Consider the following 26,977-nt stretch of genomic DNA (forward strand, 5'->3'; position numbering starts at 1 on the left):
TCCGGTTCTCCGCGCCGGAAGTCTGGTGTGTGTCCAGACAACCGTCCAGGAGGGGGGACCCCGCCATGGGGCCCGGAAACACAACCACGCGTACGCGGCGAAGGGCCGTGCCCTGGGCGCTGCTCGGGCTCTGGGTGGCGCTGCTCGCCTTCGTCGCGCCGTTCGCCTCCAAGTTGGCAGACGTGCAGCACGACCGGGCCGTGGACTACCTGCCGGCGAGTGCGGACTCCACCCAAGTGGCCAAGATCCAGGATCAGTTGCCCGGCGGAGAGACCACCCAGATGGTCGTCGTCTACCACCGTGACGGCGGGCTGACCGTCGCGGACAGGACGACGGCCGCCGACCAGATCGGCGAGATCGCCAGCGCGCACCCGCTCGCCGCGCAGCCGGAGGGCATCCCGTCCAAGGACGGCACCACCCTGATGTACCCGGTGGCCAGCACCGAGCCCGGCACGGACGAGAAGGCACGCGACCAACTCGTCAACGACGTACGGGACATCGCGAAGAGCGAGGACGGACTGAGCGTCGAGGTCGGCGGCGAGGGTGCGTTCGCCACCGACGCGAGCGAGGTCTACAACTCGCTCGGCGGACCCCTGCTCTACACCACCGCCGCGGTCGTGGCACTCCTGCTGATCCTCATCTACCGCAGTCCCTTCCTGTGGCTGGTGCCGCTCGCTGTCGCAGGCCTGGCCGACTACCTGTCGATGGGGGTCGCCTACGGGCTGAACCAGGGGTTCGGGACATCCGTGACCGGCCAGAGCTCCGCCATCATGACGATCCTCGTCTTCGGCGCCGGCACCGACTACGCGCTGCTGCTGATCTCCCGGTACCGCGAGGAACTGCGGCGCATCGAGCGGCCGTACGACGCGATGGTCGCCGCACTGCGCGGGTGCGGACCGGCCGTACTCGCCTCGTCCGGAACGGTCGCCGCGGGCCTGTTCTGCCTGCTCGCCGCCGACCTCAACTCCATCCGGGGTATGGGCCCGCTCGGTACCGTCGGCATCCTGTGCGCGCTGGTCGCCATGATGACCCTGCTGCCCGCGATCCTCGTCCTGCTGGGCCGCCGCGTCTTCTGGCCGCTCGTCCCGCGCTACGGCAGCACCCCCAAGGTCCGCCGGTCGCTGTTCGCCGCGATGGGCAGCTCCGCAGGCCGCCGGCCGCTGACGGTCCTCGCGGGCGGCGCGGTCCTCCTCGGCGCACTGGCGCTCGGCGCGCTGAACCTGCCCGGCAGCCTGAAGCTGGAGGACTCCTTCACCAGCAAGCCCGACGCGGTCGCCGCCATGGAGACCCTCGGCAAGGCCTACCCGGGGTTCGGCACCCAGCCCATCACCGTCATCGCCCCCACCGACCGTGCCGACGCCGCCCTGGCCGAGGCCCAGGACACCCCGGGCGTCGACAGTGCGACCCGCGGCCGCAGTGGATGGGGGTCCCCCCGCTCGAGCGAAGCCGAGAGTGGGGGAGGCTGGACCGAGATCACCGTCACCGCCGCCTCCGCACCCCAGTCGGCGGGGGAGACCGCCACCATCAAGGACCTGCGCGACCGCCTCGACGGCTCCTACGTCGGCGGGGCGAGCGCCGAGCAGCTGGACCTTGCGGACACCAACGCCCGTGACCGGATGGTCGTCGTACCGCTCGTCCTCGTCTTCGTCCTGCTGATCCTGATCGCCCTGCTGCGGTCGATCGTCGCGCCGCTGATCCTGGTGGCGGCCGTGGCGGCGGTGTGGGGCGCGGCACTCGGTATCGGCGGACTGGTCTTCGGCCCGGTCTTCGGTTTCGAGGGCACGGACCCGGGCCTGGGCCTGCTGTCCTTCGTCTTCCTGGTGGCGCTCGGTGTCGACTACGGCATCTTCCTGATGCACCGCATGCGGGAGGAGTCCCTCAAGGGCACCGAACCGGTACAGGCCGCGCTGATCGCGCTGCGCACGACGGGCGGGGTGATCGCGTCGGCAGGGCTGGTCCTCGCGGCGACGTTCGCGGTGCTGATGAACATGCCGATGGTCCAACTCGTTGAGATGGGCTTCGTGATCGCGGTCGGTGTCCTGCTGGACACCTTCCTCGTCCGCACCTACCTGGTCACCAGCGCGAGCGTGGCGCTGCGGCGCAAGGTGTGGTGGCCGGGCGCGCTGTCGAAGCAACCGGCCGCGGGGAGCCGGGAGCTGCCCGAGCCGGTCACGGAGACCGTGGGAATGCGCTGAACCGGACGCGGGACAGCCGGCCGGACCTCCGGGCTCACGCCCAGGGGGTCCGGCCTCCGGTCGGATCGGCGAGGATGGAGCACGTGTTGACCACCAGGGAACATCTCGGCCGCCGCGGCAAACGGCTTGCCCGGCCCGCCCGGCGCGACTGGCTCTTCGCGGTGGGGACCGGCCTGGCGTCGATCCCGCTGACGTTCGTGGCGCAGGGCGACAACGCACACACGCCGGACGTCCTCGGCTGGACGCTGTTCGGTCTTTCGGCGCTGACGCTCGCTTGGCGGCGGCACTATCCGATGGGCGCGCTCCTCGTGCTCATCGTCGTGGAGGGCACCTACCACGTACTGGGAAACGCCCACTCCGGGCTGATCGCGGTGACGATCGTCGCCATCTACTCGCTCGCGGTGGCCGGGCCGCGGCGCCGGACCCTGGCCGTGGTGCCGACCCTGCTCGGCTTGAGCGTGATCATGCTCACCAGCATCAATCCGGAACGGGGCATCGAGCTGCTGCGCATCTCCGGCTGGATCCTGGCGTGTGCGATCACGGGTGAAGCGGTCCGCGTGCACCGCAACTACATCGGCGCCGTCGTCGAACGCGCCGAACGCGCCGAACGCACCCGCGAGGAGGAGGCCCGCCGCCGCGTCGCCGAGGAACGCCTGCGCATCGCCCGCGACCTGCACGACCTGCTCGCCCACACCATCACCCTGATCGGCGTGCAGACGTCCGTCGCCGCACACGTCCTGGCCGCCGACCCCGACCGCCTCGACCGCGAGGCCGTCGCCAAGGCCCTCGACGACATCTCCGGCACCTGCCGCAGCGCACGCGGCGAACTGCGCGCCACCCTGGAGGTGCTCCGAGAGTCCCAGTACGGGGGAGACCGGCGCGGTCCGCTGCCCGGCCTCGACGGAGTGCCGGACCTGGCGAAGGCGGCCCGGCTCTCCGGCGCCGAGGTCGAGTTGTCCGTACACGCCGACGACGTCCCGCCCGCGGTCGGCGCCGCCGCCTACCGGATCGTCCAGGAGGCACTCACCAACGCGGTACGACACGGAGGCCCCGACGTGCCGGTGCGCGTGGACCTGCGCGCCGAGGGCGGCACGCTCCGGGTGACGGTCACCGACGAGGGTGCGGGCGACACGGGCGGCACCACCCCCGGGTTCGGGCTAGTGGGGATGCGGGAGCGGGCTCGCAGCGTGGGAGGGACGGTGGAGGCGGGGGTACGGGGAGAGGGCGGATTCGAGGTGGTCGCGGTGCTGCCGCTGGGGGGCGCCGTTGCTGCCTTGCCCGCGCAGAATTCTGTACGTGAAGCAGAGGCCGTCCATGAATCAGCGGCCGTACGTGAGTCTGACGTCGTACGTGAAGCAGAACCCGTCCGTGCGGTAGAGGCCGTGCGTGAAGCCGAATTCGACCGAGGCGAGCTCCGATGACCATCCGTGTAGTCCTCGCCGATGACCAGACCCTCGTGCGGGCCGCGTTCGCGATGCTCGTCGAGTCGGCGCGGGACATGGCGGTCGTCGGGCAGGCAGCCACCGGCCGGGAAGCGGTGGAGCTGGCCCGCAGCGCACGGGCGGATCTGATCGTCATGGACATCCGCATGCCCGACCTGGACGGCATCGAGGCAACCCGGCTCATCGCCGCCGACGCGGACCTGGCCGGCGTCAGGGTCCTGGTCCTGACCACGTACGACACCGACGAGCACATCGCGGAGGCCCTGCGCGCGGGCGCCTCCGGCTTCCTGGTGAAGGACACCAGGCCCGCCGAACTCCTCGACGCGATCCGCACGGTGGCAGCCGGTGAGTCCCTGCTCTCGCCGGGCCCGACCGCCCGGCTGATCGCCCGCTTCCTGCGCAGCCCTTCGGCCCCCGCGACGGGCGGCCCCGAGTGCCTCTCCGAGCGCGAGCGCCAAGTGCTGACGCTGGTCGCCCGCGGCCTCAACAACACCGAGATAGCAGAGGCGTTGGGGCTGAGCCCACTCACCGCGAAGACCCACGTGAGCCGCATCATGGGCAAGCTGGGTGCCCGTGACCGGGCCCAGCTGGTGATCGTGGCGTACGAGTCGGGGCTCGTCGCGCCGGGCGCTTGCTGAGCTGACGGCACGTCAATACGGCGTACGGGCAGGCGTATCTCGGGGCTCCTCGGGGCAGATTAGTTTCGGCTGGACATCCCATGTCCTACGTCCCATGTCCGCTCTTCGATGACTGCTGTCCGCTGTCCGCTGTCCGCTGTCCGTCATCCGTCATCCGTCATCCGTCATCCGTTGTCTGTCGCCCGTCGTCTGTCGTCCGTCGCAGTTCAGGGAGCGCCATGACCGTCATGAGCCGTCCGGCCGCGTTCGCGGCAGCCACCGCACTCCTCACGGCCGTCGCCGGCCTCGGTACCGGCACCGCGTCCGCCGGTCCGCTGTCCTCGCAGGACTGCACCTCCTCCGTGCCGTACACCGCGGGCCAGGGCGGCTACGACACGTACCGCATCCCGGCCACGGTCACGACCCCCGCCCGCACGCTGCTCGCCTTCGCCGAGGGGCGGCACAACGGCGCGGGCGACAGCGGCAGCATCGACGTCGTCGTCAGACGTTCCTACGACAACGGCTGTACGTGGGGTGCGCTGCGGGTCGTCGCGTCCGGGAACGGGGACACCCGGGGCAACCCGGCGCCGGTCGTGGACCCGCGCACCGGCCGGATCGTGCTCGTCACGTCGTACAACAGCGGGGCCGTGACCGAGGGTCAGATCATGCGGGGCGAGGTCACTCCGGCACAGAGCCGGCGCGTCTTCGTACAGACGAGCCTCGACGACGGGCTCAGCTTCTCCGCTCCCCGTGACATCACGGCGGAGGTGAAGCTGCCGAACTGGCGGTGGTACGCCACCGGGCCCGGGCACGCGGTCGCCCTGCGGCACGGGCCGCATGCCGGGCGCCTGGTGGTCGCCGCCAATCACTCCGCCGCGCCGGGTGCCGGGTCCGCCGACACCGGGCAGGAGCCCAAGTACTACGGCGCCCACGCCATCTTCAGCGACGACGGTGGGCTGACCTGGGCGCTCGGCTTCGTCGACGACTCCTACGACGGTGTCGACAACGCGAACGAGTCCATCGCGGCCGAACTTCCCGACGGGCGGATCTACTTCAGCTCCCGTGACCAGAACGGCACGAGTGCCGGCAACCGGCTCGACTCCTACTCCAGCGACGGCGCGGAGACGCTGGACCGCCGGTACAGGGTCCAGCCCTCTCTGGACGATGTCCCTGTCGTCCAGGGCAGCGTCCTTCAGTTGCGGGGCTCGGGTGCGGGGCTGCTCTTCTCCGGGCCGTCCGTTCCCACCGCGCGCCAGTCCATGGCGATCTGGCGCAGCACGAACGGGGGTCTGACGTTCACCAAGGTGGTCACGCTGTCGCAGCAGCGGGCCGCGTACTCCGACCTCGTGCAGCTCGGGACCAGTCGAGTGGGGGTCCTCTACGAGACGGGTTCGACGGGGACGTACGAGAGGATCGAGTTCCGCCGGGTGCGGGTGGCTGACCTGCGGGGGTAGTGAGTTTTTCGCCCCCTCCGCCCCTACCCGTCCCTTGTCCCTGGGGCTCCGCCCCAGACCCCGCCAAGGGGCTCCGCCCCCTGGACCCCCGCTCCTCAAACGCCGGAGGGGCTGAATCTTTCCCCGGCTGGCGCTGAAGTCTTTCGCCCTGGCCGGGGAAGATCTTTCAGCCTGTCCGGCGTTTGAGGACGAGGCCGTCCAGGCCGAAAGCGGGGGTCTGGGGGCGGCAGCCCCCAGGTACGGGTCGGGTAGGGGCGGAGGGGGCGAAAACCCCCTACAGCAACCCCGCCGCCGCCAGATACTTCCCCACCCGCTCAACCTCCCCCTCCGACAACGCAACCTGCGGCTCCGCCGTGACCGGACAGTCGATGACCCCCCGCAGATACAGCCCCGCCTTGAAGGCTCCGAGCCCGGCGGAACTACCCCCCATCCGCGCCGGATCCCCAACCCCCACGATCCCGAACAACGCACACAACCGTTCCTGCTCGGCCCGAGCACGCCCCCAGTCCCCGTCCCGGCAGAGCCGGTACAGCCGCACGTACCCCTCGGGGTCGACATTCGCCAGCCCGGGCACGACCCCGTCGGCCCCCAGCGCGAGCGCGGAGTCGACGACGAGCTCGGACCCGGTCAGCACACTGAAGCCGGTGATGCCGGGATGCGAGCGGGCGCCCATGACGACGGAGCGGAAGCCTGCCAGGTCCCCGCTGGAGTCCTTGAGGCCGGCGAGGACACCGTCGGCGGCGAGTTCGAGCACCAGCTCGGGGCTCAGCTTGGTGTGGACGGACATCGGAAGGTCGTAGGCGAAGACGGGCAGGGGCGAGCGTGCGGCGAGGACGCGGAAGTGGCGGGCGATCTCGGCGGGGTGGGTGCGGGTGTAGAAGGGGGCGGTCACCACGACCGCGTCGGCGCCGGCCGAGGCCGCGTACTCCACGTGGTCCAGCACCCGCGGCGTCGTCATGTCGATCGCCCCGGCAAGCACGGGAAGCTGCCCGCCGACGTGCGAGACGACGGTGGAGACGACGAGCCGCCGGTGCGCGTCCGTGAGATACGCGGCCTCGGAGGAGGAGCCGAGCACGAACAGACCGTGCACCCCGCCCTCCACCAGGTGGTCCACGAGCCTGATGAGGGAGGGGACGTCCACCTCGCGGGCCGGTGTCAGGGGCGTGCAGACGGGCGGAACGACACCGGCCAGCGGGGTGGGGATCGACATCAAGGCTCCCTGGTGTGCTCGAGCGGGACGTCGGCCGTGGCGGCGGCCGGCGAGGCGGACAGCGCCTGCGTGACCAGGTCGCGCGTCGACTGACCCTCCTGCACAGGATGGTGGCACCGGTAACGGTGATCGGGGTGCGACGCGGCCGTGAAGTCCGGCATGGCACCCGCGCACACCGCGTCCGCCTTCCAGCAGCGGGTACGGAAGGGGCAGCCGGACGGCGGGCGGGTGGCCGAGGGGACGGGTCCCACCAGGGGGATGGGGTCGATGGGGTCGAGGAGGCCGGGGGCGGCTGAGAAGAGGGCCCGGGTGTACGGGTGCCGGGAGCTGTCGGTGACCTCGTGGGCCGGGGACTCCTCGACGATCCGGCCGAGGTACATCGTGATCACCCGGTCGCTCATCCTGCGTACCGTCTGGATGTCGTGCGAGACGAAGACGAGGGCGAGGCCCAGGCGTTCCTTGAGGTCCAGGAGGAGGTTGAGGATCTGGGCGCGGACCGACACGTCAAGGGCGCTCGTGGGCTCGTCGGCCACGACGAGGTCGGGGTCGAGGGCGAGGGCGCGGGCGATGGCGACGCGCTGGCGCTGGCCGCCGGAGAGCTGGCCCGGCAGGCCCTCGGCCAGGACGCGGGGCAGGCCGACCAGCTCCATCAGCTCCTTGACCCGCTCCTCGCGCCGGGCCGGCGTACCGCGCTTGTGGACGTCGAGGGGGTCCCGCAGGATCTGCCGGACCGTCAGCCGCCGGTTCAGCGCCGTCGACGGGTCCTGGAAGATCATGCCGGTGCTGCCGCCGACGGCCGTACGCCGTTCGGTGGGCGGCAGCGACCACAGGTCCCGGCCGCCGAACGTCACCGTGCCGGACGTCGGCCGCTGCACCCCCACCAGCACCTTGGCGAGTGTCGACTTGCCGCAGCCGGACTCACCGACGACGCCGACCGTCTCGCCGGGCGCGATGGTGAGGTCGGCGCCGGTGAGGGCGTACACCCGGTCGCGGGAGAAGAGGCCCCCGGTGCGGGCCTTGTGGACGACGTGGGCGTCGGCGAGTGTCACCAGCGCGTTCAGCTCGCCGTTCAATTCACCCTTCAATTCACGACCTCGCTTCCGGTCGGTTCCGGTGTCAGGTCGATCGCCGGATGGTGGCAGGCCGCCAGGTGGTAGCGGCTGCCCAGCAGGTCGGGTGCGGTGTCGCGGCACGGCTCGCTCGCCATCGGGCAGCGGTCGGCGAACCGGCAGCCCGCCGGGAAGTCCGCGGGGGAGGGCACGACGCCCTTGATCTGCGTCATCCGCTCGGCGGCCGTCTCCAGCGACAGCACGCTGCCGAGGAGTCCGCGTGTGTAGTGGTGGGCCGGCTCCTCGACGAGGTCGGCGGTCACCCCGGTCTCGACGATCTGGCCGCCGTACATGACGACCACCCGGTCGGTGACCGCCGAGATCAGCGCCAGGTCGTGGGAGACGAGGATCAGTGCGAAGTCCAGCTCCGTGCGCAGCCGCAGCAGCAGCTCCATGACCTGCGCCTGGACGGTCACGTCGAGGGCCGTCGTCGGTTCGTCGGCGACGATGAGCTTGGGGTCGCGGGACAGCGCCATGGCGATCAGTACGCGCTGGCGCTGGCCGCCGGAGAGCTCGTGCGGGTAGCTGCGCAGGGTGCGTTCGGGGTCGAGGCCGACCAGCTCCAACAGCTCCGCAGGAGTGCGCTTGCCGCCTCGCCGTACGACCTGTTTCAGCTGTGCCCGGATCGTCATCGCCGGGTTCAGGGACGACAGCGCATCCTGGTAGATCATCGCCATCTCGTGGCCGAGGAGTCTGCGCCGTACGCGCATCGGCTCGCCCACCAACTGCCGTTGGTTGAACCGGACATGGCCGCGGACCCTGGCGCCCTTCGGCTCCAGGCCCATCACCGTCAGCGCGGTCAGCGACTTGCCGCAGCCGGACTCGCCCACCAGCCCGAGCACCTCACCCGGCTGCACCTCGAAACTGATGCCGTCGACGATGTCCACACCCCCGTGGCGGGCATCGAAGCCGATGGCCAGGTTCTCGACGGCCAGGACGGGCACGGCGCCCTCGGGAAGGGGGCGGGCCCGGCTGCGCAGCCGGGCCGCTGCCTCGGTGAGCCCCGGCAGATCCAGGACCTTGCCGCTGCCGGGCTCGGGGGCCTCCAGCCGGTCCTTCGCCTCTCGTGCCGGTACGTCGCGCGCGGCGGGCGCGGCCCACGCGTCCGAGACGCCCTCGGAGAGGATGTTCAGCGACAGCACGGTGATCAGCATCAGCAGGCCCGGGAAGACGGTGGCCCACCAGCCGCCGGTGAGCACCATGTTCTTGCCGTCGGCGATGACGCTGCCCCAGGACGGGTCCGGGGGCCTGACCCCCGCGCCGATGAAGGACAGTGAGGCCTCGAAGACGATGGCCTCGGCGACCTGCACGGTGCAGAACACCAGGATGGGCGCGGCGCAGTTGATCGCCACGTGCTTGATGACGATGTGCGGGGTGCGGGCGCCGATGACGTGCTCGGCAGTGACGTAGTCCTCGCCGTACTGGTCGAGGACGTTCGCGCGTACGACCCTGGCGACGGGCGGTGTGAACAGGAACGCGATCGCGCAGATCAGCACGGTGATCCCGCCGCCGAACACGGCCACCAGGACGGCGGCCAGTGCGATGCCGGGGAACGCCATGACCACGTCCAGGCAGCGCATCAGCGTCTCGTCGACCGCCTTGCGCGAGGTCGCCGCGACCGCGCCGAGGAGTGCTCCCACGACGAGGGCGAGCGCGGTGGCGCCCAGGCCGATGGCAAGCGACCAGCGGGCGCCGTACATCAGCCGGCTCATGATGTCCCGGCCGAGGCTGTCCTGCCCCATCCAGTGCTCTGCGGACGGGGCTCCCGTGCCGCCGACGAGCGGCTGCTGGTCGAGCGGGTCGTCCGGTGCGAGCAGCGGCGCGAACACCGCCACCACGACGACGAGCGTCAGGAAGCAGACCGCGACCCGGGAGAGGAGCGGCAGCCGGCGCCAGCCGCGCAGCCGGATGCCGGGCCGGGACAGGGCCTCGGTGAGACGCTTGCGATTGAACGATGTGAACATCAGGTCGCCTCCCTCAGCCGCGGGTTGACCAGCAGATACAGGATGTCGATGACGAGGTTCACGACGACGAAGCCGGTGGCCGTGGTCAGGACGACGCCCTGGACGACCGCCGGGTCACCGTTCTTCACGGCGTCGATCATCAGCTTCCCCATGCCGGGCAGGGAGAAGATCGTCTCGATGACGACCGCCCCGCCGAGCAGGTACCCCACGCGCAGCCCGAGCACGGTGAGCGGGTTCATCAGGGCGTTGCGCAGGACGTTGCGGCCGACGACCACGTGGGGCGGCAGGCCGCTGCCGATCGCCGTGCGCACATAGTCCTTGTCGAGCTCCTCGACCACCGAGGTCCGCACGATCCTGGTGAGCTGCGCGGCGACCGGCAGCGACAGCGCGAGCGCGGGCAGCGTCATCGTCTTGAGCCAGCCGGTCAGGGAGTCGGCCGGGTTGATGTAGCCGCCGGTCGGGAACCAGCCCAGGTCGACGGCCAGGTACTGGATCATCAGCAGCGCCAGCCAGAAGCCGGGCGCCGCGACACCGGTCAGCGAGACGACCCGGATGATCTGGTCCGGCAGCCGGTCGCGGTAGATCGCCGCGGTGACCCCGCCGAGCAGCGAGAGCACCACCGCGATGCCCAGGCCAAGGAAGGTGAGCTGGAGGGTGAGCGGCAGCGCGGTGGTGATCTGTTCGAGCACCGGTGCGCCGGTCAGCGCGCTGGTGCCCAGGTCGCCGTGGAGCAGGTCCCCCAGGAAGTGGAAGTAGCGCACCGGGAACGGGTCGAGGAGCCCGTTCTGCTCCCGGAAGTCGATCAGCTGCTGCGGCGTCGGATTGGCGCCCTGGAAGAACGCGGATGCCGGATCGACGTCCGAGAACCGCATCACGATGAAGACGAAGAGCACGATCCCGAGCATCAGCGGTACGAGCAGGGCGATACGGCGGAGCAGGATCCTGGCGACGGTGACCACGTGCTGACTACCTCCGGTCTACGCCCACTTGGCTTGCAGGAGGTTGATCCCGGGGTACGGCTGTGCCCTTATCCCCGTGAGCTTCCTCGGGTCCCAGGCGGTCATCAGCTCGTTGTGCACGACCGGGTAGAGCACGGCCTGTTCGGCGACGACGTCGATGTAGTCCTGGATCATCGTCTTCTTCCGGGTGGCGTCCGGCTCCTGCGTCGCCTGGTCCATGTCCTTGAAGAGCTTCTTGGCCACGGGGTCACCGGCCCAGCGGGCGTAGCCCATCCACAGGTTCTGGGGGCCGTAGTTGTAGTGCATGATCAGGTCCGCGTCGAGGCCGAACTGGTTGGGGTTCGAGGCCGCCGCGACCACCTGGTAGTCCTGCTTCTGGTCCATCTTCGTGAAGACGGCCGTGGTCTCCTGCGGGTCGAGCGTCGTCTCGACACCGATCGCGTCCCAGGACGCCTTGATCGTGGGCAGGCAGTCGACGATCCAACTGACGTTGACCGCCATGATGTCGACCTTCAGCCCCTCGACGCCCGCGTCCGCCAGGAGCTGTTTCGCCTTCTCCGGGTCGTACGCGTAGACGGTCTTCGCCGGCCGGTAGCTCGGGTTGCCCTCGTTGAGGAACGAACTCGACGCCCTGCCGTGCCCCTTCAGTGCGACCTGGACCATCTTGTCGGTGTCGATGGCGTAGTGCAGCGCCTGGCGCACCCGCACATCGTCGAAGGGCTTGTGCTGGGTGTTGAACATCAGGAAGAGGTTGTTCATCCCCGCGCCGCCCTGGACGGTCATGCCGCCCTTCTTGAGCTGCTCGATGTTGGCGTAGGGGATGTTGTCGGCGATCGGCGCTCCGGCGCTCGCCCCCGAGATCTTCGCGACGCGCGGTGCGGCGTCCACCATCGTCAGCCAGTTCATCTTCTTGAACGCCGCTTTGCGCGGGCCGTTGTAGTCGGCGAAGGCCTCGAAGGTGGTGTTCGACTTCGGGTGGTGGGCGGTCTGCCGGTACGGTCCCGAGCCGATCGCCTTGCCCCTGATCGCCTCGTCCCAGGCGCCCGGCTGGGAGAAGACGTGCTTCGGCATGACCTTCGCGAGGGTGAGCCGGGAAACCCCTTCGGGGAAGGGGAACTTGAGGACCAGCTCGACGTTCATCGCGTCGATCTTCCTGACCTCCTTCAGCCAGCTCGCGAAGAAGCCCTTGCCGAGGGTCTGCGTCTTCGGATCGAGGATCCGGTCGAACACGAACACCACGTCGTCCGCGGTGACGGGCTTCCCGTCGTGGAACCTGGCGCCCGGGCGCAGCTCGAACTTCCAGGAGGTGCCGGTGAGGTCGGCGGGCACCTGCGTGGCGAGCGCGGCGTAGGGCTCGCGGGAGATCGGGTCCGTGTCGAGCAGGCCCTCGTAGATGTGGTTGTTGGCGGCCATCGAGAAGGCGGACGCCGTCTGCGTCGGATCCCAGCTGCCGTCGTTCCCGTAGCCGATGACGGCGGTCAGCGTGCTGTTCCCGCCGCTGCCCCCGCCGCCGGTGTCGTTCGTGGACTCCGGCCCCGCCGAGCAGGCCGACAGGGACGACGAGACGGCGGCGGCCGCGCCCAGCGCGCCGGTGTACTTCAGGAACGACCGGCGGTGCAGCGCCGGAGTGGGGGTCACGTCGCGCACGGTTCCTCCAGTGAGGAGTGGTCCAGTGAGTGGGAGATACGACGTCCTACGTCATAGGGGGCAGCGTGACCCTAAGAGGGGGCGTGAGGGGGGTCAAGGGAACACGCACGAATGGCGTATGTTCCAAAGGTGCGACCAATGGCACCTAGAAATAGGCCTAATTGACGACTTGTCAATTACTGATTGACGTTTCTTCATCCCGGAGGTGGGACGTCGGATGTCCAGCGAGCGTACGATGCGGCGCATGCCCGAGGAGACCGGTAGCCGGCGCAGGCCCGAACGCCGGTTGAGCGGCCAGATACAGCGCGAGGTGATGCAGCTGATCCTCGACCGCAAACTCCGGGCCGGCGCGCCGCTGCCGACCGAGGCGGAACTCATGGAGGACCTGGGCGTCAGCCGCAACTCCGTCCGTGAGGCCCTCAAGGCCCTCCAGGCCCTCGACATAGTCGACATAAGGCATGGATACGGCACGTACGTCGGCGAGGCATCTCTGACACCCCTGGTCGACGGACTGACCTTCCGGACCCTCGCACGGCCCAGCGACGACGCGAGCGCGCTGGCCGAGATACTCCAGGTCCGCGAGGTGCTGGAGGAGGGGCTGATCCGCCGGGTCGCCGGCACACTCTCCGAGGCCGAGCTCGACCGGCTCGAATCCGTCGTGACCCGGATGGAGACCGCGGGCCAGGAGGGCGGCCCCTTCGCCGAACTCGACCGCGAATTCCACGAGTTGCTGTACGCCTCCCTCGGCAACGCCCTCGTCCCACAGCTCCTCGGCGCCTTCTGGACCGTCTTCCGCCGCGTCTCCGGCATCCGCGGCTGGACCGACGACCCGGCACCCGAGGTCACCGTCCGCCGCCACCGCGACATCGTCACCGCCCTGCGCGCCCACGACGTGGAGGGCGCACAGCGGGCGATGGCGTTCCACTTCCGGGGCATCGAGGCGCGGGCGGCACAGGAGTCACGGGGGGTGAGCTGACGTGAGTGGAACGGCTTGGGACCCGAACGGTGCGGGAGCCGCTGGCGGTGAGCCCGTCCCCGTGACCGGGGCGACCTGGAACCCGAACGGTGCGGGCGTCCTGCGTCTGCCCTCCGGCCGGCTGGTGCGTGGCCGCGCCCTGCGCCGCCCGCTTCCGACCGAGGGCCCGTCACCGACGTACGCCGTGTATCTCCTCGGCAAGCAGCCCCCCGAAGTCCCCTGGGAGGCCCACTGGCTGCGCTGGCCGGACTTCCGCCTGCCCGCCGACCGCACCCGGGCCGCCGAACTGCTCACCGAGGCCTGGAGCCGAACCTCCACCGACCGCGTCGAACTAGCCTGCGGCGGCGGCCGGGGCCGCACGGGCACGGCGTTGGCCTGCCTGGCGATCCTCGACGGCGTGTCTCCGGAGGGGGCGGTTGATTTCGTACGTCGGCACTACGACCGGCATGCGGTGGAGACGCCTTGGCAGCGGGCGTACGTACGGCGCTTCACCGGCTGCGGTACCGCAGCCCCGTAAGGGGCGCGGGGAACTGCGCGACCAGCCACAACGGACCCGCAGACGAAGCACCACCGGACTGCCGGCGGAGCGCTCAGGAACAGTCCGGGCACAGCCCCCGGTAGGTGACCTCGACGTCGGACACCGTGAAACCGAACCGCTCCTCCGCAGGGAGGTCGGCCAGCGGATTGCCGGCCGGGTGGACGTCACGGATGGTGCCGCACTTGGAGCACACCAGGTGTTGGTGCGGGTGGTGCGCGTTCGGGTCATAACGCTTGGCGCGGCCGTCCGTGGAGACCTCTATCACCTCGCCGAGGGAGACGAGCTCGCCCAGGGCGTTGTAGACGGTCGCCCGGGAGATCTCCGGCAGCCGCTGCGCCGCACGGGCGTGCACCTCGTCGGCCGTGAGGTGCACGTGTTCGCCGTCGAGGACCTCCGCAACGACGCGTCGCTGGGAAGTCATCCGCCAGCCACGCCCCCGCAGTCGCTCCAGCAGGTCACTCATATCGGTTCACCTATTCAGGTTCGGTGTGATGCCCGGAGTTTACCGGTCTAGGTCCGGGGTCCGGTTGGATATGGGCTTGGCCCGCTTCTTGACTTGGACTCCGTCCATCGTAGGATCGGATCTGGCGATAGCCAAGGGACAGGAAGACTCCAGTACGGCATGAGACAGAGACGTGACGGGACCACCTCGGCGTCGAGGCGATCCATCCCCTCCGGGATGCGCGATCGCGCGGGCCGTTTCTCCCTTGTCGTGCGTGAGGCCCTCCACAGGCCGGAGAGGCCTGTACCCCCGACTTCGCCGTCGCCGACCACAGACTTCGTACCCCCCGCCCGACCGTTCCACCGCCCGCAGTTCCTGAGCACGTGATCCGCCAGGTCCGGAAGGATTCCCATGACTGAGAACAACGACGCAATCGTCACCGACGCGAAATCGGAGGGTGGAGGTGGCTGCCCCGTCGCGCACGGACGCGCCCCGCACCCGACCCAGGGCGGCGGAAACCGCCAGTGGTGGCCGGAACAGCTCAACCTGAAGATCCTCGCCAAGAACCCCGCCGTGTCCAACCCCCTCGGTGAGGAGTTCGACTACGCCGAGGCGTTCAAGACCCTCGACCTCCCGGCCGTGAAGCGGGACATCGCCGAGATCCTGACCACCTCGCAGGACTGGTGGCCGGCGGACTTCGGCAACTACGGCCCGCTCATGATCCGTATGGCCTGGCACAGCGCCGGTACGTACCGCATCAGCGACGGTCGCGGTGGCGCGGGTGCCGGGCAGCAGCGCTTCGCCCCGCTCAACAGCTGGCCGGACAACGGCAACCTGGACAAGGCCCGCCGTCTGCTGTGGCCGGTCAAGAAGAAGTACGGCCAGAACATCTCCTGGGCCGACCTCATGATCCTCACGGGCAACGTCGCGCTGGAGACGATGGGCTTCAAGACCTTCGGCTTCGCCGGCGGCCGCGCCGACGTGTGGGAGCCGGACGAGGACGTCTACTGGGGCCCCGAGACGACCTGGCTCGACGACGAGCGCTACACCGGCGACCGCGAGCTGGAGGACCCGCTCGGCGCCGTCCAGATGGGTCTCATCTACGTCAACCCGGAGGGCCCGAACGGGAACCCGGACCCGATCGCCGCGGCCCGCGACATCCGCGAGACGTTCCGCCGCATGGCGATGAACGACGAGGAGACCGTCGCCCTCATCGCCGGTGGCCACACCTTCGGCAAGACCCACGGCGCGGGCCCGGCGGAGAGCGTCGGCGACGACCCCGAGGCCGCCCCGATCGAGCAGATGGGTCTCGGCTGGAAGAGCACCTACGGCACCGGCAAGGGCGGCGACGCCATCACCAGTGGCCTCGAGGTGACCTGGACCGCCACGCCGACCCAGTGGGGCAACGGGTTCTTCACGAACCTCTTCGAGTACGAGTACGAGCTCACCCAGAGCCCGGCCGGTGCGAACCAGTGGGTGGCGAAGAACGCCGAGGCGATCATCCCCGACGCGCACGACGCGTCGAAGAAGAAGCTCCCGACGATGCTCACCACCGACCTCTCGCTGAAGTTCGACCCGGTCTACGAGCAGATCTCGCGGCGCTTCTACGAGAACCCGGAGCAGCTCGCGGACGCGTTCGCCCGCGCCTGGTACAAGCTGACGCACCGCGACATGGGCCCGATCCAGCGCTACCTCGGCCCGGAGGTCCCCTCCGAGGTGCTGCTGTGGCAGGACCCGCTGCCGGCGCGCGAGGGTGCGGTCATCGACGCCGCCGACATCGCCTCCCTCAAGGAGCAGATCCTCGGCTCCGACCTGACGATCGCCCAGCTCGTCTCCGCGGCCTGGGCCGCGTCGTCCTCCTTCCGCAGCAGCGACAAGCGCGGTGGCGCCAACGGCGCCCGCATCCGCCTCGAGCCGCAGCGCGGCTGGGAGGTCAACAACCCGGACGACCTCTCGCAGGTGCTCCGTACGCTCGAGGGCATCCAGGAGTCCTTCAACTCCGCGGGCGGCAAGCAGGTCTCCCTCGCCGACCTGATCGTGCTCGCGGGCTCCGCGGCCGTCGAGCAGGCGGCCAAGGCCGGCGGCGTCGAGGTCGAGGTGGCGTTCACGCCGGGCCGGGTGGACGCTACGCAGGAGCAGACGGACGTCGAGTCGTTCGCCGCGCTCGAGCCGAAGGCCGACGGCTTCCGCAACTACGCCGGCAAGGGCAACCGCCTGCCGGCCGAGTTCCTGCTGACGGACAAGGCGAACCTGCTGAGCCTCAGCGCACCCGAGATGACGGTCCTCGTCGGCGGTCTGCGCGTCCTCGGCGCCAACTCCGGCCAGTCCAAGCACGGCGTCCTCACCGACAGGCCGGGCACGCTGACCAACGACTTCTTCGTCAACCTGCTCGACCTGGGTACGGAGTGGAAGTCGACGTCCACCGCGCAGGACGAGTTCGAGGGCCGCGACGCCTCCGGCGCCGTCAAGTGGACCGGCACCCGTGCCGACCTCGTCTTCGGCTCGAACTCCGAGCTGCGCGCGCTCGCGGAGGTCTACGCGAGCGATGACGCGAAGGAGAAGTTCGTGAACGACTTCGTCGCCGCGTGGGTGAAGGTCTCGAACCTGGACCGGTTCGACCTCGTCTGACCTTTTCTGATCGACTGATCGACCGTGACGTCCAGGTCGGCCCGCAGGGGTCGGCCTGGACGTTTCTGTTGGCCCGGCGTGCTCAGGGGCGGGTGGCCCGGAAGCGGAGCCCGCCGCTTTCCGGGTGCAGGTCCACGGATACGTCCTTGAAGCCCGCCCCCGTCAGACGTGCGGGGAGGGTGTCCGGGCGCAGCGTGTTCATCGTGTCGCGGAAGTGCAACAGCCGGAAGCGCAGGCTGGGTTGGCTGTCGCTGCCGGCGAAGGTGCCGCCGGGGCGCAGGACACGGAAGGCCTCGGCGAAGATGCGGTCCTGGTGTGCGGCCGTCGGGACGTGGTGCAGCATCGTGAAGCAGACGACGGAGTCGTACGAGGTGTCGGGCAGGGTCGTGGCCGCGCCGTCCGCGTGGAGGATGCGGGCGCGCTCGCCCCACGTGTCCTGGAGGAGGCGGGCGGTGTCCCCGTCGATCTCCACGCCGGTCAGACGGGGCACCTGTTCCACGAGTACGCGCAGATTGGCTCCGTAACCGGGTCCGATCTCCAGTACGTCCTCGCCCAGATCAACGCCCTCCAGGGCCCAGGGCAGAATGCGGTCCTTGGTGGTCTGCGCCCACTCCTCGGAGCTGCACAGCTTGCGATGGGCTCGATTCATCGGCATGACCCCGACGCTAGGCGCCGCCGGGGCCTGTCCACCACGGGCTACGCTGCCGTTCCATGTCGCAGAACGGACAGCGCCCGCCGCCCGCGACGTCGCGGCACGGACCGCACCCGCCCACGTCCGACACCGCGATCTTCGTCGGGCACTTCACCATGCCCCGGGGAACCTCCTTCACCACGCATTGGCATCCTTTCCACCAACTGGCCTGGTCCGCAAAGGGGTTGCTGCGCGTCAGCAGCGAAAAGGGCTCCTGGCTGCTGCCGCCCTCGCTCGCCCTGTGGATCCCCGCCGGGCTGCCGCACTCGACCGGGTCGGAGGGTGACGCGGTCATGCGGAGTCCGTACGTCGATCCCGCGAGCTGCCCGCAGATCGCCTGGACGGAGCCGACGGTGGTGGCGGTCGGGCCGTTGCAGCGTGCCCTCGTCGACCACCTGGTGCGCACGGACCTCGCTCCGGGGGCTCGGTCCCGCGCGGAGGCCGTGCTCCTGGACGTACTGAGCCCCGTCCCGGTGACAAGCGTCGCGGTCCCCGAGCCGTGGGACCCACGGACGCGTGCGATCGCCCAGGCCCTCACCGCCGATCCGGCCGACGGGCGCCCGCTGTCCTCCTGGGGATCCCAAGTCGGCGCCAGCTCACGCACGTTGGCCCGCCTCTTCGTCGCCGAAACGGGCCTGGCCTTCGGTCAGTGGCGCGAGCAGTTCCGCATGCAGGCCGCCATGCCGCTGCTCGCCGACGGCCTGACCCTGGAAACAGTCGCCCACCACGTCGGCTACGCCTCAGCCAGCTCCTTCGTCGCGGCCTTCCACCGCGTCGTGGGCGTGACACCGCGGCAGTACTTTCCGGCGCGCTCCTGAGGGCTCAACTCCGAGGGGCCGCGGCCTTGGAGCGCGTCGGGCTCGTGGCGAGGCCGTCGAAGACGATGGCGAGCATCCGGTGCCGTACGTCCTCCTCGAGGCGGGCGAGTGCGGAGGCTCGTGATGTGGCAACGAGCAAGGCGTACACCTCGGGCAGTTCGACGTCGTCCCGGACGGCGCCGGAGCGTTGGGCATGCTGCAGCAGCGCACCGACGGCTCGGCGCAGTCCGTCCGATGCCTGGGCGGCGTCGCCGCTGTGGTCACCACCGGCGTCGAGCAGGGCCTCGGCAATGGCGATCTTGCCGGCCGCGTCGGCGACCAGGTGGCTGAAGAAGTCGAAGAACGCCGTACCCGGGTCCGTGGCGTCAAACAGCGCTTCGGCCTGCTCGCGCAGGCGATCGAACCGCTGCACGAGAACGGCCTCCAACAGCGCCGCTTTGGTGGGGAAGTGGCGGAAGACCGTGGCGATGCCGACGCCCGCCAGGCGGGCCACCTCCTCGGTGGACGCGGATTCGCCACCCTTGCCGAAGACCTCATCGGCAACGTTCAGGATCCGCTCGCGGTTGGTTCGCGCGTCAGCGCGTTGCGGCCGTCTGCCGCCGGGGTCGCGGTTGGCTGGGGTGCTGCCGGGGGTGCTGTCTGGGGTGCTCATCGCGCTTTCGCTCATATCGCTGCTATCCGAAGTCGCGACTCCGTATAATCGGAGTCCGCACTTCGGATAGTAGTGCGATGCCATTGCAGACCGGTGCCGGTGCCGGTGCCGATGACGGGAGAGTGTCATGACCCAAGTCCTCAGTGCGCGGGAGGTTTTCCTCGCGCTCGTGAACGGTGTCGCGGAGGGCCGCTGGAGCGAACTGCCCGATCTGTACGCGGAGCAGACCCATGTGGTGCACCCGTTCGACCCGCTTCGCGCCGCCGCGCTCCGTACCCGCGACGAACTCCGCGAACACTTCAGGCCGACCGGTGACGGTCCCCAACTGCACCGCCGGGCAACCAACATCACCATCCACGAGACGACCGACCCCGAGGTCATCGTCGCCGAGTTCGAGTACCAGGGAACAGTCGCAGAGACCGGAGAACCCTTCGCGCTGCCCGGCATCTTCGTCCTGCGGGTACGCGACGGCGAGATCATCAGCTCCCGCGACTACTTCGACCATGTCACCGCCGCCCGAGTCCGCGGCTCTCTCGACGAACTCGTCGCAGCCGTGCGGGCGGCCCCGACGGTTACGTGAGAACCGGGGGCAGGGTCACTCGGCCACGGCGCGGGTGAACTCCGTCCAGGCGGCGGAGCCGATCATCAGGACGGGGCCGTCCGGGGTCTTGCTGTCGCGGACGGGGACGACGCCGGGGAATCCGTCGGCTACCTCGACGCACGCCTCTCCGCCGCCGCCACCGCTGTAGCTGCTCTTGCGCCACTGGGTGTTGCTCAGGTCGTACTCGCGCATCGTCTGAAGTCCTCCGCCGCCGACTCGATCAGGGCCAGGGACGCCTCCGGCGACAACGCGGCGGCCCTGAGCAGATCGTAATCCGCCCGGGTCCGCCTCACTAGTGCCGGATCATCCAGCAGATTCCCCGAATACACGGCCTCTGTATAGACAGTTGGCGGAGCGTCCTCGAACTCCATGAGCCACATCATCTTGCCCATCGCTGGGTGCGCCCCGGCCGAGAACGGAAGCACCTGCACCAGCGCCTTGCGCTCACGCACCATCGCCGCGATCCGGTCGAGCTGCTGGGCCATCGCGGAGGGGCCGCCGACCGGGACGCGCAGGGCCGTCTCGTGCAGGACCGCCCAATACACGGGCCGTGTAGCGTCCTTGAGAAGCTGGGTGCGGTCCATGCGCAGCCTGACCATCTCCTCGATGTACTCGTCCGCGGCGAGCGGGTTGTGCGCCAGGTAGATCGCGCCTGCGTACTCGGGGGTCTGGAGCAGCCCCGGGACGACCGCCGGTGCGTATTCGCAGATCTCCGTAGCGAGCCGCTCAAGTTCCGCCGCATGCGCGAAGTACTCCGCGTATCGCTCCTCCTTGATGAGTTTTCGCCATAGCCGCTCGAAAAAGCCTCCGGTTTGTAGGATCTCGTCGATCCTCTGTGCCACATCCAACTGCGGCTTACGAATGGCCTGTTCGAATTGCCCAATATAGCCGCCCGACACAAAAACGCGATGGCCCAACTCCGCCTGGGTTAACGCCGCGTCCTCCCGTCGCCGTTTCAACTCCGTCCCGAAGAACTCCCAAGCCGCCTGCCGCGAACCGTTGGCCATGGCCAACCCCCTTGCGCTGCCCTGCATTTGTAGAGCACAGACTCCTGCCGAGTGTAGGCGCAGGGCGTCATGCTGGAGATGAGAAGAGTGAAAGTCGAAAAGGCAGGGGAGCACGGTGAAGGCACAGCACTCGGCGCGGTGCGTCGAAGAGGTGGAGGAAACGGTGAAGGAATTGCGGGCGGCGCTTGCGAACGCCGGAATTACGTTGCCGTCACTAGGGGTCGACCCGGCGAGTTTGGCGCGAGAGGCGCCCTGTCCGCGAGTTGAATTGGGCGGCTGTTCCGTCGAGTTGGCGGCTCGGCTCGCGGCGGCCCTGCGGTGAAGCCGGTGATCGGGTCGTACGCGGTGGACACGCGGACGGGAAAGGTGGGGATGGTCATGGGGCACGAGGGACCGTACGTACAGATGAGATCGATCGGCGGGGGCAAGGAGTGGGACGTCGAGCCGGAGGCGGTCCGCCGGGCGACCCCGGCGGAACGGCTCAGCGCGGCGACGGCGTATGCGAACGCACGCAGCCGCGGTGAGCTGCCCTAGGACCTGTCCGGCCGCCCGTGGCGCGCCTCGGAGCGGACCGACGGCCGCTCCGAGGCGGGCGGGTCAGGCCGGCCAGGTGCTGATGAACTGGCTCTTGTAGAAGATGGTGGCGTCGAAGGTGTCCGGAGTGCCCTCCTTCGCCGAGATGCCGCAGGCCAGTCGCGGCTGACCCGCGGACATCCAGATCGCGGCGCCCTGCATGTCACGGCCGGGGAAAGAGTCCGCCACGTGGTGCTGGTACACCTCCGCGTACGAACCCCCGGTCTGGTTCAGGTCGAGGATCACCAGGTACGAGCCCCTGCCCGCATCGCCGTACGAGAGGTAGACGTACTGGCCGCAGAGCGCGATGCCCTGGAACAGGTCGAGGTCGGAGAGGCCGAGCTCCTTGTTGTTGGGGATCGCGCGTTCGGCCAGGCGGTTGTCCTGGCCGAGACGGCCGGCTGCCGCGTCGGCCATGCTGAACACCGCGATCCGCCACACCCGGTCGGCCGGCTCCTGGGTCGCGTAACGGATGAGCAGCCGGTTCTTGTACGGGTCGATCGCGGGCCGGGGCAGCTTGGCGTAGCTGTTGATCGTCGGCGTACGGTCGTAGATGGTGATGACCGGGTTCGTGTAGTCGAGGGTCAGTCCGTCGACGAAGCGGAAGCGGGCGAGCCGCTGGCCGGCTCCTTCCGCGGACGAAGCGCCTTCGAGCCACAGATACGGCGTCGACCCCGATCCGACCGGTTCCACGCCCATCGACGAGCCGTGGCCGAAGTTCCACAGCGCCATCGCGCCCAGGATGTTCCCCGAGAGGTCGGTCTTCGTGATCCACAGGTCGCCCTTGTTCCCGGCAGCCTGGCCCGACTTGTCCTGCACGAAGTAGATGTGGCCGTTCACGTTGTCGAAGGCGAAGGACTGCATCGCCCAGTTCGGCTGGTGCAGTGTGGCCCGCCGCACGAGGATGTCTCCGTCACCCGGGAGGTAGAAGTGCGGGGTCGCACCGACGTCCGCGTGCGCCACCCCCGCGGCCCCGAGTGTGACCGCCGGCCCGGCCGCCGCCACCGCGGCGATCCCCGCCCCCCTGCGTAACACCTGTCGTCTGCTCGGTCCATGTCGCTGCTGTTCCACTGCGAGTCCCCCTCTGTCCGTGACCCGTTCATCACTGACCGGATTTCTGCAGTCTCCATGACAACTGGGGCCAGTGGAACGGGTGTTGCGTCATGAGAGGGGATTGTGTTCGCCAAGGAAATCGTGGGGTTCCCGGTAGGGCGCCGTACCACTCCCGGCGTACGCGAGAATGGCCTCATGAGCCTGTTCCGCGACGACGGCATCGTGCTGCGCACCCAGAAGCTGGGTGAAGCGGACCGCATCATCACCCTGCTCACCCGGGGTCACGGACGCGTACGCGCCGTAGCCAGGGGAGTGCGGCGGACCAAGTCGAAGTTCGGGGCGCGGCTGGAGCCGTTCTCGCATGTGGACGTGCAGTTCTTCGCGCGGGGGAGTGAGCTGGTCGGGCGGGGGCTGCCGCTGTGTACGCAGAGCGAGACGATCGCTCCGTACGGTGGCGGGATCGTGACCGACTACGCGCGGTACACCTCCGGGACGGCCATGCTGGAGACCGCCGAGCGGTTCACCGATCATGAGGGGGAGCCGGCCGTGCAGCAGTATCTGCTGCTGGTCGGCGGGCTGCGCACCCTCGCCCGCGGTGAGCATGAGCCGCATCTCGTCCTCGACGCCTTCCTGCTGCGCTCCCTCGCCGTGAACGGCTACGCGCCCAGTTTCAGTGCCTGTGCGAAGTGCGGGATGGCGGGACCGAATCGGTTCTTCTCGGTCGCTGCGGGAGGTTCCGTCTGCGTCGACTGCCGGGTGCCCGGCAGCGTCGTACCCTCGCCGCAGGCCCTCGAACTGCTCGGCGCGCTGCTGACGGGAGACTGGGAGACCGCGGACGCCGCCGAGCCGCGGCACGTCCGGGAGGGCAGCGGACTGGTGTCCGCCTACCTGCACTGGCATCTGGAACGCGGCCTTCGCTCACTGCGTTACGTAGAGAAGTAAAAAGAACCAAGGAACCAAGGAGACGAGAAACACATGGCCGTACGCGGGATCCTGGGACGCCAGCGCCGCGAGTACAGGACGCCGGAACCGCACCCGTCCGGTGCCCGCGCGCCCAAGCTCCCCGGTGAGCTGGTGCCGAACCATGTGGCGATCGTCATGGACGGCAACGGACGCTGGGCCAAGGAACGCGGGCTGCCGCGTACCGAGGGGCACAAGGTCGGCGCCGAGCGTGTCCTCGACGTACTGCAGGGCGCGGTCGAGATGGGGGTCGGCGCCATCTCGCTGTACGCCTTCTCCACCGAGAACTGGAAGCGCTCGCCCGACGAGGTGCGCTTCCTGATGAACTTCAACCGCGACTTCATCCGCAAGACCCGCGACCAGCTCGACGAGCTCGGCATCCGGGTCCGCTGGGTGGGCCGGATGCCCAAGCTGTGGAAGTCGGTGGCCAAGGAGCTCCAGATCGCTCAGGAGCAGACCAAGGACAACGACCGGCTGACGCTGTACTTCTGCATGAACTACGGCGGTCGTGCCGAGATCGCCGACGCCGCGCAGGCCATGGCGGAGGACATCAAGGCCGGCCGGCTCGAACCGTCGAAGGTCAGCGAGAAGACCTTCGCGAAGTACCTCTACTACCCGGACATGCCGGACGTGGACCTGTTCCTGCGGCCCAGCGGCGAGCAGCGCACCTCCAACTACCTGCTCTGGCAGAGCGCTTACGCCGAGATGGTCTTCCAGAACGTGCTGTGGCCCGACTTCGACCGGCGTGACCTGTGGCGGGCCTGCGTCGAGTTCGCCTCCCGCGACCGCCGCTTCGGCGGCGCCGTCCCGAACGACGAACTGCTCGCGATGGAGCGGGCCATGCAGGGCAACACAGAGGGCGACACGGAGGCCTGACGCCGCCGCCGTACGAACAGGGCGGCACCCGGCGCTCCCCACGCCGGGTGCCGCTGTCTGTCGTACGGGACCTACGGGCCGTACGGGCTACGGGATCAGCTCGTCGTGACCGCCGTGTCGTCGATGACGAAGCTCGTCTGGAGCGAGGAGTCCTCGACACCGGTGAACTTCAGCGCGACGGTGGTGCCCGCGTAGGCCGACAGGCTCAGGGACTTCGCCACGTACCCGCTGGCCGCGTTCAGGTTGGAGTAGGTGGCCAGAGTCGTCGACCCGGCGGTGACCGTCAGCTTGTCGTACTGGGTGCTGGTGGTGGTCTCGGCCGTGTCGATGTGCAGGTAGAACGTGAACGTGGTGCCCGTGCAGCCGCTCGGGATCGTCACCGACTGGGACAGCGTGTCGGTGTGCGTCGATCCGTAGCCGTCCAGCCAGGCCTTGTAGGAGCCGGTGCGGGCGGCCTGGCTGCTGGAGCTGGTGATGACCCCGCTGGTGGCGGTCCAAGTGGTGGCGCCCGACTCGAAGCCGGCGTTGCCGAGCAGCTGCGCCGAGGTGCAGGAGCCGCCGCCGCTCGCGCTGACCGTCCAGGTGAAGGACGCCGTACCCGTGGCGCCCGTGCTGTCGGTCACCGTGACGGTCGTGCTGTAGGTGCCCGCCGTGGTCGGGGTGCCGGAGATCGCGCCGGTGGAGCTGCTGATCGACAGGCCGGTGGGCAGGCCGCTCGCGGCGTACGTCAGCGTGCCGCTGTTGGTGCTGCTGGCCGTGATCGCCAGGCTCACCGCGGTGCCGACCGTCGAGGACTGGCTGCCCGGGTTGGTGACCGTGACCCCCGTGGTCGGCACGGTGATGTGGCTGCCGACGTTGATACCGGCGAAGGCGTTGCCGACCCCGGCGTACTGGGTGGAGCTGGTGCCGTAGAGCACCCCGGCGGCGTTCAGCGCGGCGGTGCGGGCCTGGGCGTACGTGGTGCTGGACGTCATGTACGTCGTCAGCGCCTTGTACCAGATCTGCAGGGCGGCGGCCCGGCCGATGCCCGCGACGGCGACACCGTCGGAGGTCGGGCTGTTGTAGGTCACGCCGTTGATGGTCTTGGAGCCGCTGCCCTCGGAGAGCAGGTAGAACATGTGGTTCGCCGGGCCCGAGGAGTAGTGGACGTCCAGGTTGCCGACGCCGGAGTACCAACTGTCCGCGGAGCCGCCGTCCTTGTCGGGCTCGTCCATGTAACGCAGCGGCGTGCCGTCGCCGTTGATGTCGATCTTCTCGCCGATGAGGTAGTCGCCGACGTCGGTGGAGTTCGCCGCGTAGAACTCCACGCCGGTGCCGAAGATGTCGGAGGTCGCCTCGTTCAACCCGCCCGACTCGCCTGTGTAGTTGAGGCCCGCGGTGTTGGAGGTGACACCGTGGCTCATCTCGTGCCCCGCCACGTCCAGCGAGGTGAGCGCGTGAGTGCTGCTCGTGCCGTCGCCGTACGTCATGCAGAAGCAGTCGTCGTCCCAGAACGCGTTGACGTACGCGGTGCTGTAGTGGACGCGTGAGTAGGCCGCGACGCCGTCGTTCTTGATGCCGCTGCGGCCGAAGGTGTTCTTGTAGAAGTCCCAGGTCGTCTGGGCGCCGAAGTGGGCGTCGACACCGGCGGTCTGGGTGTTGGAGCCGGACCCGGTGCCCCAGGTGTCGTCGGCGTCGGTCATCAGGGTGCCGGTGCCGGAGGTGCCGTTGCTGAGGCTGTACGTCTTGTGGGTGCCGCGCGTGGTGTCGTTCAGCTGGTACGTCGAACCGGACAGCGTGGTGCCGATGGTGACCGTTCCGCTGTACTGGCTGTTGCCGGTACCGGTCTTGATGTCCTGGTACTGGTAGAGCTCCGCGCCGGTGGCGGCGTCGGTGACGACGTGCAGCCTGCTGGGCGTGCCGTCGTCCTGGAGACCGCCGATCACCGTCTCCCAGGCGAGCTTCGGGGTGCCGTTGCCGGCCCAGATCACCTTGCGGGCGCTGTCGGCGGTGGCCTTCTCGGCGTCCAGGGCCTTGGCGGCGCCGAGCGCCTTGGTCTCGGCGGCCGACTTGGTGAAGGTCGGGGTGGTGGAGGCGACCTTGATGGTCTGCTTGGTGTTGAAGGTGCTGCTGACCGTGCCCGAGGCCTGCGAGGCGGGCGGGGTGTGCACCACGATGTCGCCGCCGAGGACCGGCAGCCCGGCCCAGGTGCGCTCGTACCGCGTGTGCAGCGTGCCGTCGTTGTCCTTGGCGACGTCCTTGACGACCAGCTTCTCCTTGGCGCCGAGGCCCAGGGTGGTGGCGGTCTGCGTGGTCTTCTCGGCCGCGCTCTTGATCAGCGCGGTGCGCTGGGTGGGGGTGAGCTCCGCCTCAAGTGCGCTGGTGCGCAAGGGGCTTGGGCTCGGGGGAGCGGGCTTCGCGGCGGCCGGAACCGTCTGGACACCGACTGCCAGGAGTGCGGCGGCGGCGACCAGCGCGCCGGCTGCGGTCGTCCTGGGGGAGAGTCGACCGGGGGTGAGGAGGGATCTGTGGGGGCTGTTGCGTCTCACTCGTACTCCTACTGCGACGGCCGCGGTTCGGCGGCCG

General features: G+C 69.5%; 24 protein-coding genes. 12 read left to right on the forward strand and 12 right to left on the reverse strand.

The window, feature by feature from the left end:
* The first annotated feature begins 65 nt into the window (after window positions 1–65).
* The 4 genes from OG266_RS29880 to OG266_RS29895 all read left to right on the forward strand — a co-directional run bounded on the left by OG266_RS29880 (window position 66) and on the right by OG266_RS29895 (window position 5,708).
* Window positions 66–2,195: an MMPL family transporter gene (locus tag OG266_RS29880; protein ID WP_371549336.1), complete on the forward strand. Its 2,130-nt coding sequence runs from the start codon at window positions 66–68 to the stop codon at window positions 2,193–2,195.
* 86 nt (window positions 2,196–2,281) lie between these two features.
* The gene (locus tag OG266_RS29885) at window positions 2,282–3,616 is read left to right on the forward strand and encodes a sensor histidine kinase (protein ID WP_371549338.1); all 1,335 of its coding nucleotides are present in this window, start codon (window positions 2,282–2,284) and stop codon (window positions 3,614–3,616) included.
* Window positions 3,613–4,275, forward strand: coding sequence for a response regulator (locus tag OG266_RS29890; RefSeq protein WP_371549340.1), 663 nt, complete (start codon window positions 3,613–3,615; stop codon window positions 4,273–4,275). The genes OG266_RS29885 and OG266_RS29890 overlap by 4 nt, the downstream gene beginning before the upstream one ends.
* A 218-nt stretch (window positions 4,276–4,493) precedes the next feature.
* Window positions 4,494–5,708 (forward strand): exo-alpha-sialidase, encoded by a 1,215-nt coding sequence (locus OG266_RS29895; protein WP_371549342.1) that lies wholly within the window; start codon window positions 4,494–4,496, stop codon window positions 5,706–5,708.
* Window positions 5,709–5,982: 274 nt separating this feature from the next.
* Here the strand turns inward: OG266_RS29895 and OG266_RS29900 are convergent, their stop codons facing one another.
* Genes OG266_RS29900 through OG266_RS29920 form a run of 5 tightly spaced genes read right to left on the reverse strand, consistent with a single transcriptional unit; the run spans window position 5,983 to window position 12,597 of the window.
* Window positions 5,983–6,918 carry a dihydrodipicolinate synthase family protein gene (locus OG266_RS29900; protein WP_371549344.1) on the reverse strand — a complete coding sequence of 312 codons (936 nt, stop codon included), beginning with the start codon at window positions 6,916–6,918 and terminating at the stop codon, window positions 5,983–5,985.
* On the reverse strand, window positions 6,918–7,979 hold the full coding sequence (locus tag OG266_RS29905) for an oligopeptide/dipeptide ABC transporter ATP-binding protein (protein ID WP_371553011.1): 1,062 nt from the start codon (window positions 7,977–7,979) through the stop codon (window positions 6,918–6,920). Before OG266_RS29905 ends, OG266_RS29900 begins: the two co-directional genes overlap by 1 nt.
* A 20-nt stretch (window positions 7,980–7,999) precedes the next feature.
* On the reverse strand, window positions 8,000–9,991 hold the full coding sequence (locus OG266_RS29910; protein WP_371549345.1) for a dipeptide/oligopeptide/nickel ABC transporter permease/ATP-binding protein: 1,992 nt from the start codon (window positions 9,989–9,991) through the stop codon (window positions 8,000–8,002).
* Complete coding sequence (locus tag OG266_RS29915; RefSeq protein ID WP_266462646.1) at window positions 9,991–10,950, reverse strand: ABC transporter permease; 960 nt, start codon at window positions 10,948–10,950, stop codon at window positions 9,991–9,993. Before OG266_RS29915 ends, OG266_RS29910 begins: the two co-directional genes overlap by 1 nt.
* Before the next feature lie 18 nt (window positions 10,951–10,968).
* A complete protein-coding gene (locus OG266_RS29920; protein ID WP_371549348.1) occupies window positions 10,969–12,597 on the reverse strand; it encodes an ABC transporter substrate-binding protein in 1,629 nt (542 codons plus the stop codon).
* 244 nt (window positions 12,598–12,841) lie between these two features.
* Between OG266_RS29920 and OG266_RS29925 the strand changes: the two genes are divergently transcribed.
* Entirely contained in the window at window positions 12,842–13,573 is a 732-nt protein-coding gene (locus OG266_RS29925) for a FadR/GntR family transcriptional regulator (protein ID WP_371549350.1), read from the forward strand.
* A gap of 61 nt (window positions 13,574–13,634) precedes the next feature.
* A complete protein-coding gene (locus OG266_RS29930; protein ID WP_371553013.1) occupies window positions 13,635–14,090 on the forward strand; it encodes a protein-tyrosine phosphatase family protein in 456 nt (151 codons plus the stop codon).
* A gap of 73 nt (window positions 14,091–14,163) precedes the next feature.
* On the opposite strand, the gene OG266_RS29935 is transcribed toward OG266_RS29930, so the two are convergent.
* Window positions 14,164–14,574: a Fur family transcriptional regulator gene (locus tag OG266_RS29935; protein WP_266462656.1), complete on the reverse strand. Its 411-nt coding sequence runs from the start codon at window positions 14,572–14,574 to the stop codon at window positions 14,164–14,166.
* A gap of 390 nt (window positions 14,575–14,964) precedes the next feature.
* Between OG266_RS29935 and katG the strand changes: the two genes are divergently transcribed.
* The gene (gene katG, locus OG266_RS29940; RefSeq protein WP_371549352.1) at window positions 14,965–17,181 is read left to right on the forward strand and encodes a catalase/peroxidase HPI; all 2,217 of its coding nucleotides are present in this window, start codon (window positions 14,965–14,967) and stop codon (window positions 17,179–17,181) included.
* Between the two features lie 82 nt (window positions 17,182–17,263).
* On the opposite strand, the gene OG266_RS29945 is transcribed toward katG, so the two are convergent.
* Window positions 17,264–17,836 carry a class I SAM-dependent methyltransferase gene (locus OG266_RS29945; RefSeq protein ID WP_266462662.1) on the reverse strand — a complete coding sequence of 191 codons (573 nt, stop codon included), beginning with the start codon at window positions 17,834–17,836 and terminating at the stop codon, window positions 17,264–17,266.
* 56 nt (window positions 17,837–17,892) lie between these two features.
* Between OG266_RS29945 and OG266_RS29950 the strand changes: the two genes are divergently transcribed.
* Complete coding sequence (locus tag OG266_RS29950) at window positions 17,893–18,690, forward strand: helix-turn-helix domain-containing protein (protein ID WP_371549354.1); 798 nt, start codon at window positions 17,893–17,895, stop codon at window positions 18,688–18,690.
* A 4-nt stretch (window positions 18,691–18,694) separates the two neighbouring features.
* Here OG266_RS29950 and OG266_RS29955 read toward each other — a convergent pair whose 3' ends face one another.
* The gene (locus OG266_RS29955) at window positions 18,695–19,342 is read right to left on the reverse strand and encodes a TetR/AcrR family transcriptional regulator (protein ID WP_371549356.1); all 648 of its coding nucleotides are present in this window, start codon (window positions 19,340–19,342) and stop codon (window positions 18,695–18,697) included.
* A gap of 127 nt (window positions 19,343–19,469) precedes the next feature.
* Between OG266_RS29955 and OG266_RS29960 the strand changes: the two genes are divergently transcribed.
* Complete coding sequence (locus OG266_RS29960) at window positions 19,470–19,922, forward strand: nuclear transport factor 2 family protein (RefSeq protein ID WP_371549357.1); 453 nt, start codon at window positions 19,470–19,472, stop codon at window positions 19,920–19,922.
* Window positions 19,923–19,937: 15 nt separating this feature from the next.
* Here the strand turns inward: OG266_RS29960 and OG266_RS29965 are convergent, their stop codons facing one another.
* Both OG266_RS29965 and OG266_RS29970 read right to left on the reverse strand, forming a co-directional pair.
* Window positions 19,938–20,135, reverse strand: a complete 198-nt coding sequence (locus tag OG266_RS29965; protein ID WP_371549358.1) for a DUF397 domain-containing protein — start codon at window positions 20,133–20,135, stop codon at window positions 19,938–19,940.
* Window positions 20,117–20,950, reverse strand: coding sequence for a Scr1 family TA system antitoxin-like transcriptional regulator (locus OG266_RS29970; protein WP_371549360.1), 834 nt, complete (start codon window positions 20,948–20,950; stop codon window positions 20,117–20,119). Before OG266_RS29970 ends, OG266_RS29965 begins: the two co-directional genes overlap by 19 nt.
* Window positions 20,951–21,268: 318 nt before the next feature.
* Between OG266_RS29970 and OG266_RS29975 the strand changes: the two genes are divergently transcribed.
* Window positions 21,269–21,484 (forward strand): hypothetical protein, encoded by a 216-nt coding sequence (locus OG266_RS29975; RefSeq protein ID WP_266462685.1) that lies wholly within the window; start codon window positions 21,269–21,271, stop codon window positions 21,482–21,484.
* 63 nt (window positions 21,485–21,547) lie between these two features.
* On the opposite strand, the gene OG266_RS29980 is transcribed toward OG266_RS29975, so the two are convergent.
* Window positions 21,548–22,558 (reverse strand): hypothetical protein, encoded by a 1,011-nt coding sequence (locus OG266_RS29980; protein ID WP_371549361.1) that lies wholly within the window; start codon window positions 22,556–22,558, stop codon window positions 21,548–21,550.
* 213 nt (window positions 22,559–22,771) lie between these two features.
* Between OG266_RS29980 and recO the strand changes: the two genes are divergently transcribed.
* Entirely contained in the window at window positions 22,772–23,518 is a 747-nt protein-coding gene (recO, locus tag OG266_RS29985; protein ID WP_371549363.1) for a DNA repair protein RecO, read from the forward strand.
* 33 nt (window positions 23,519–23,551) lie between these two features.
* Complete coding sequence (locus OG266_RS29990) at window positions 23,552–24,412, forward strand: isoprenyl transferase (RefSeq protein ID WP_371549365.1); 861 nt, start codon at window positions 23,552–23,554, stop codon at window positions 24,410–24,412.
* A gap of 95 nt (window positions 24,413–24,507) precedes the next feature.
* Here OG266_RS29990 and OG266_RS29995 read toward each other — a convergent pair whose 3' ends face one another.
* Entirely contained in the window at window positions 24,508–26,940 is a 2,433-nt protein-coding gene (locus OG266_RS29995; RefSeq protein ID WP_371549367.1) for a M4 family metallopeptidase, read from the reverse strand.
* Window positions 26,941–26,977 lie beyond the last annotated feature (37 nt).

It is taken from the genome of Streptomyces sp. NBC_00554, assembly GCF_041431135.1.
In the GTDB taxonomy this organism is placed as follows: Bacteria; Actinomycetota; Actinomycetes; order Streptomycetales; family Streptomycetaceae; genus Streptomyces.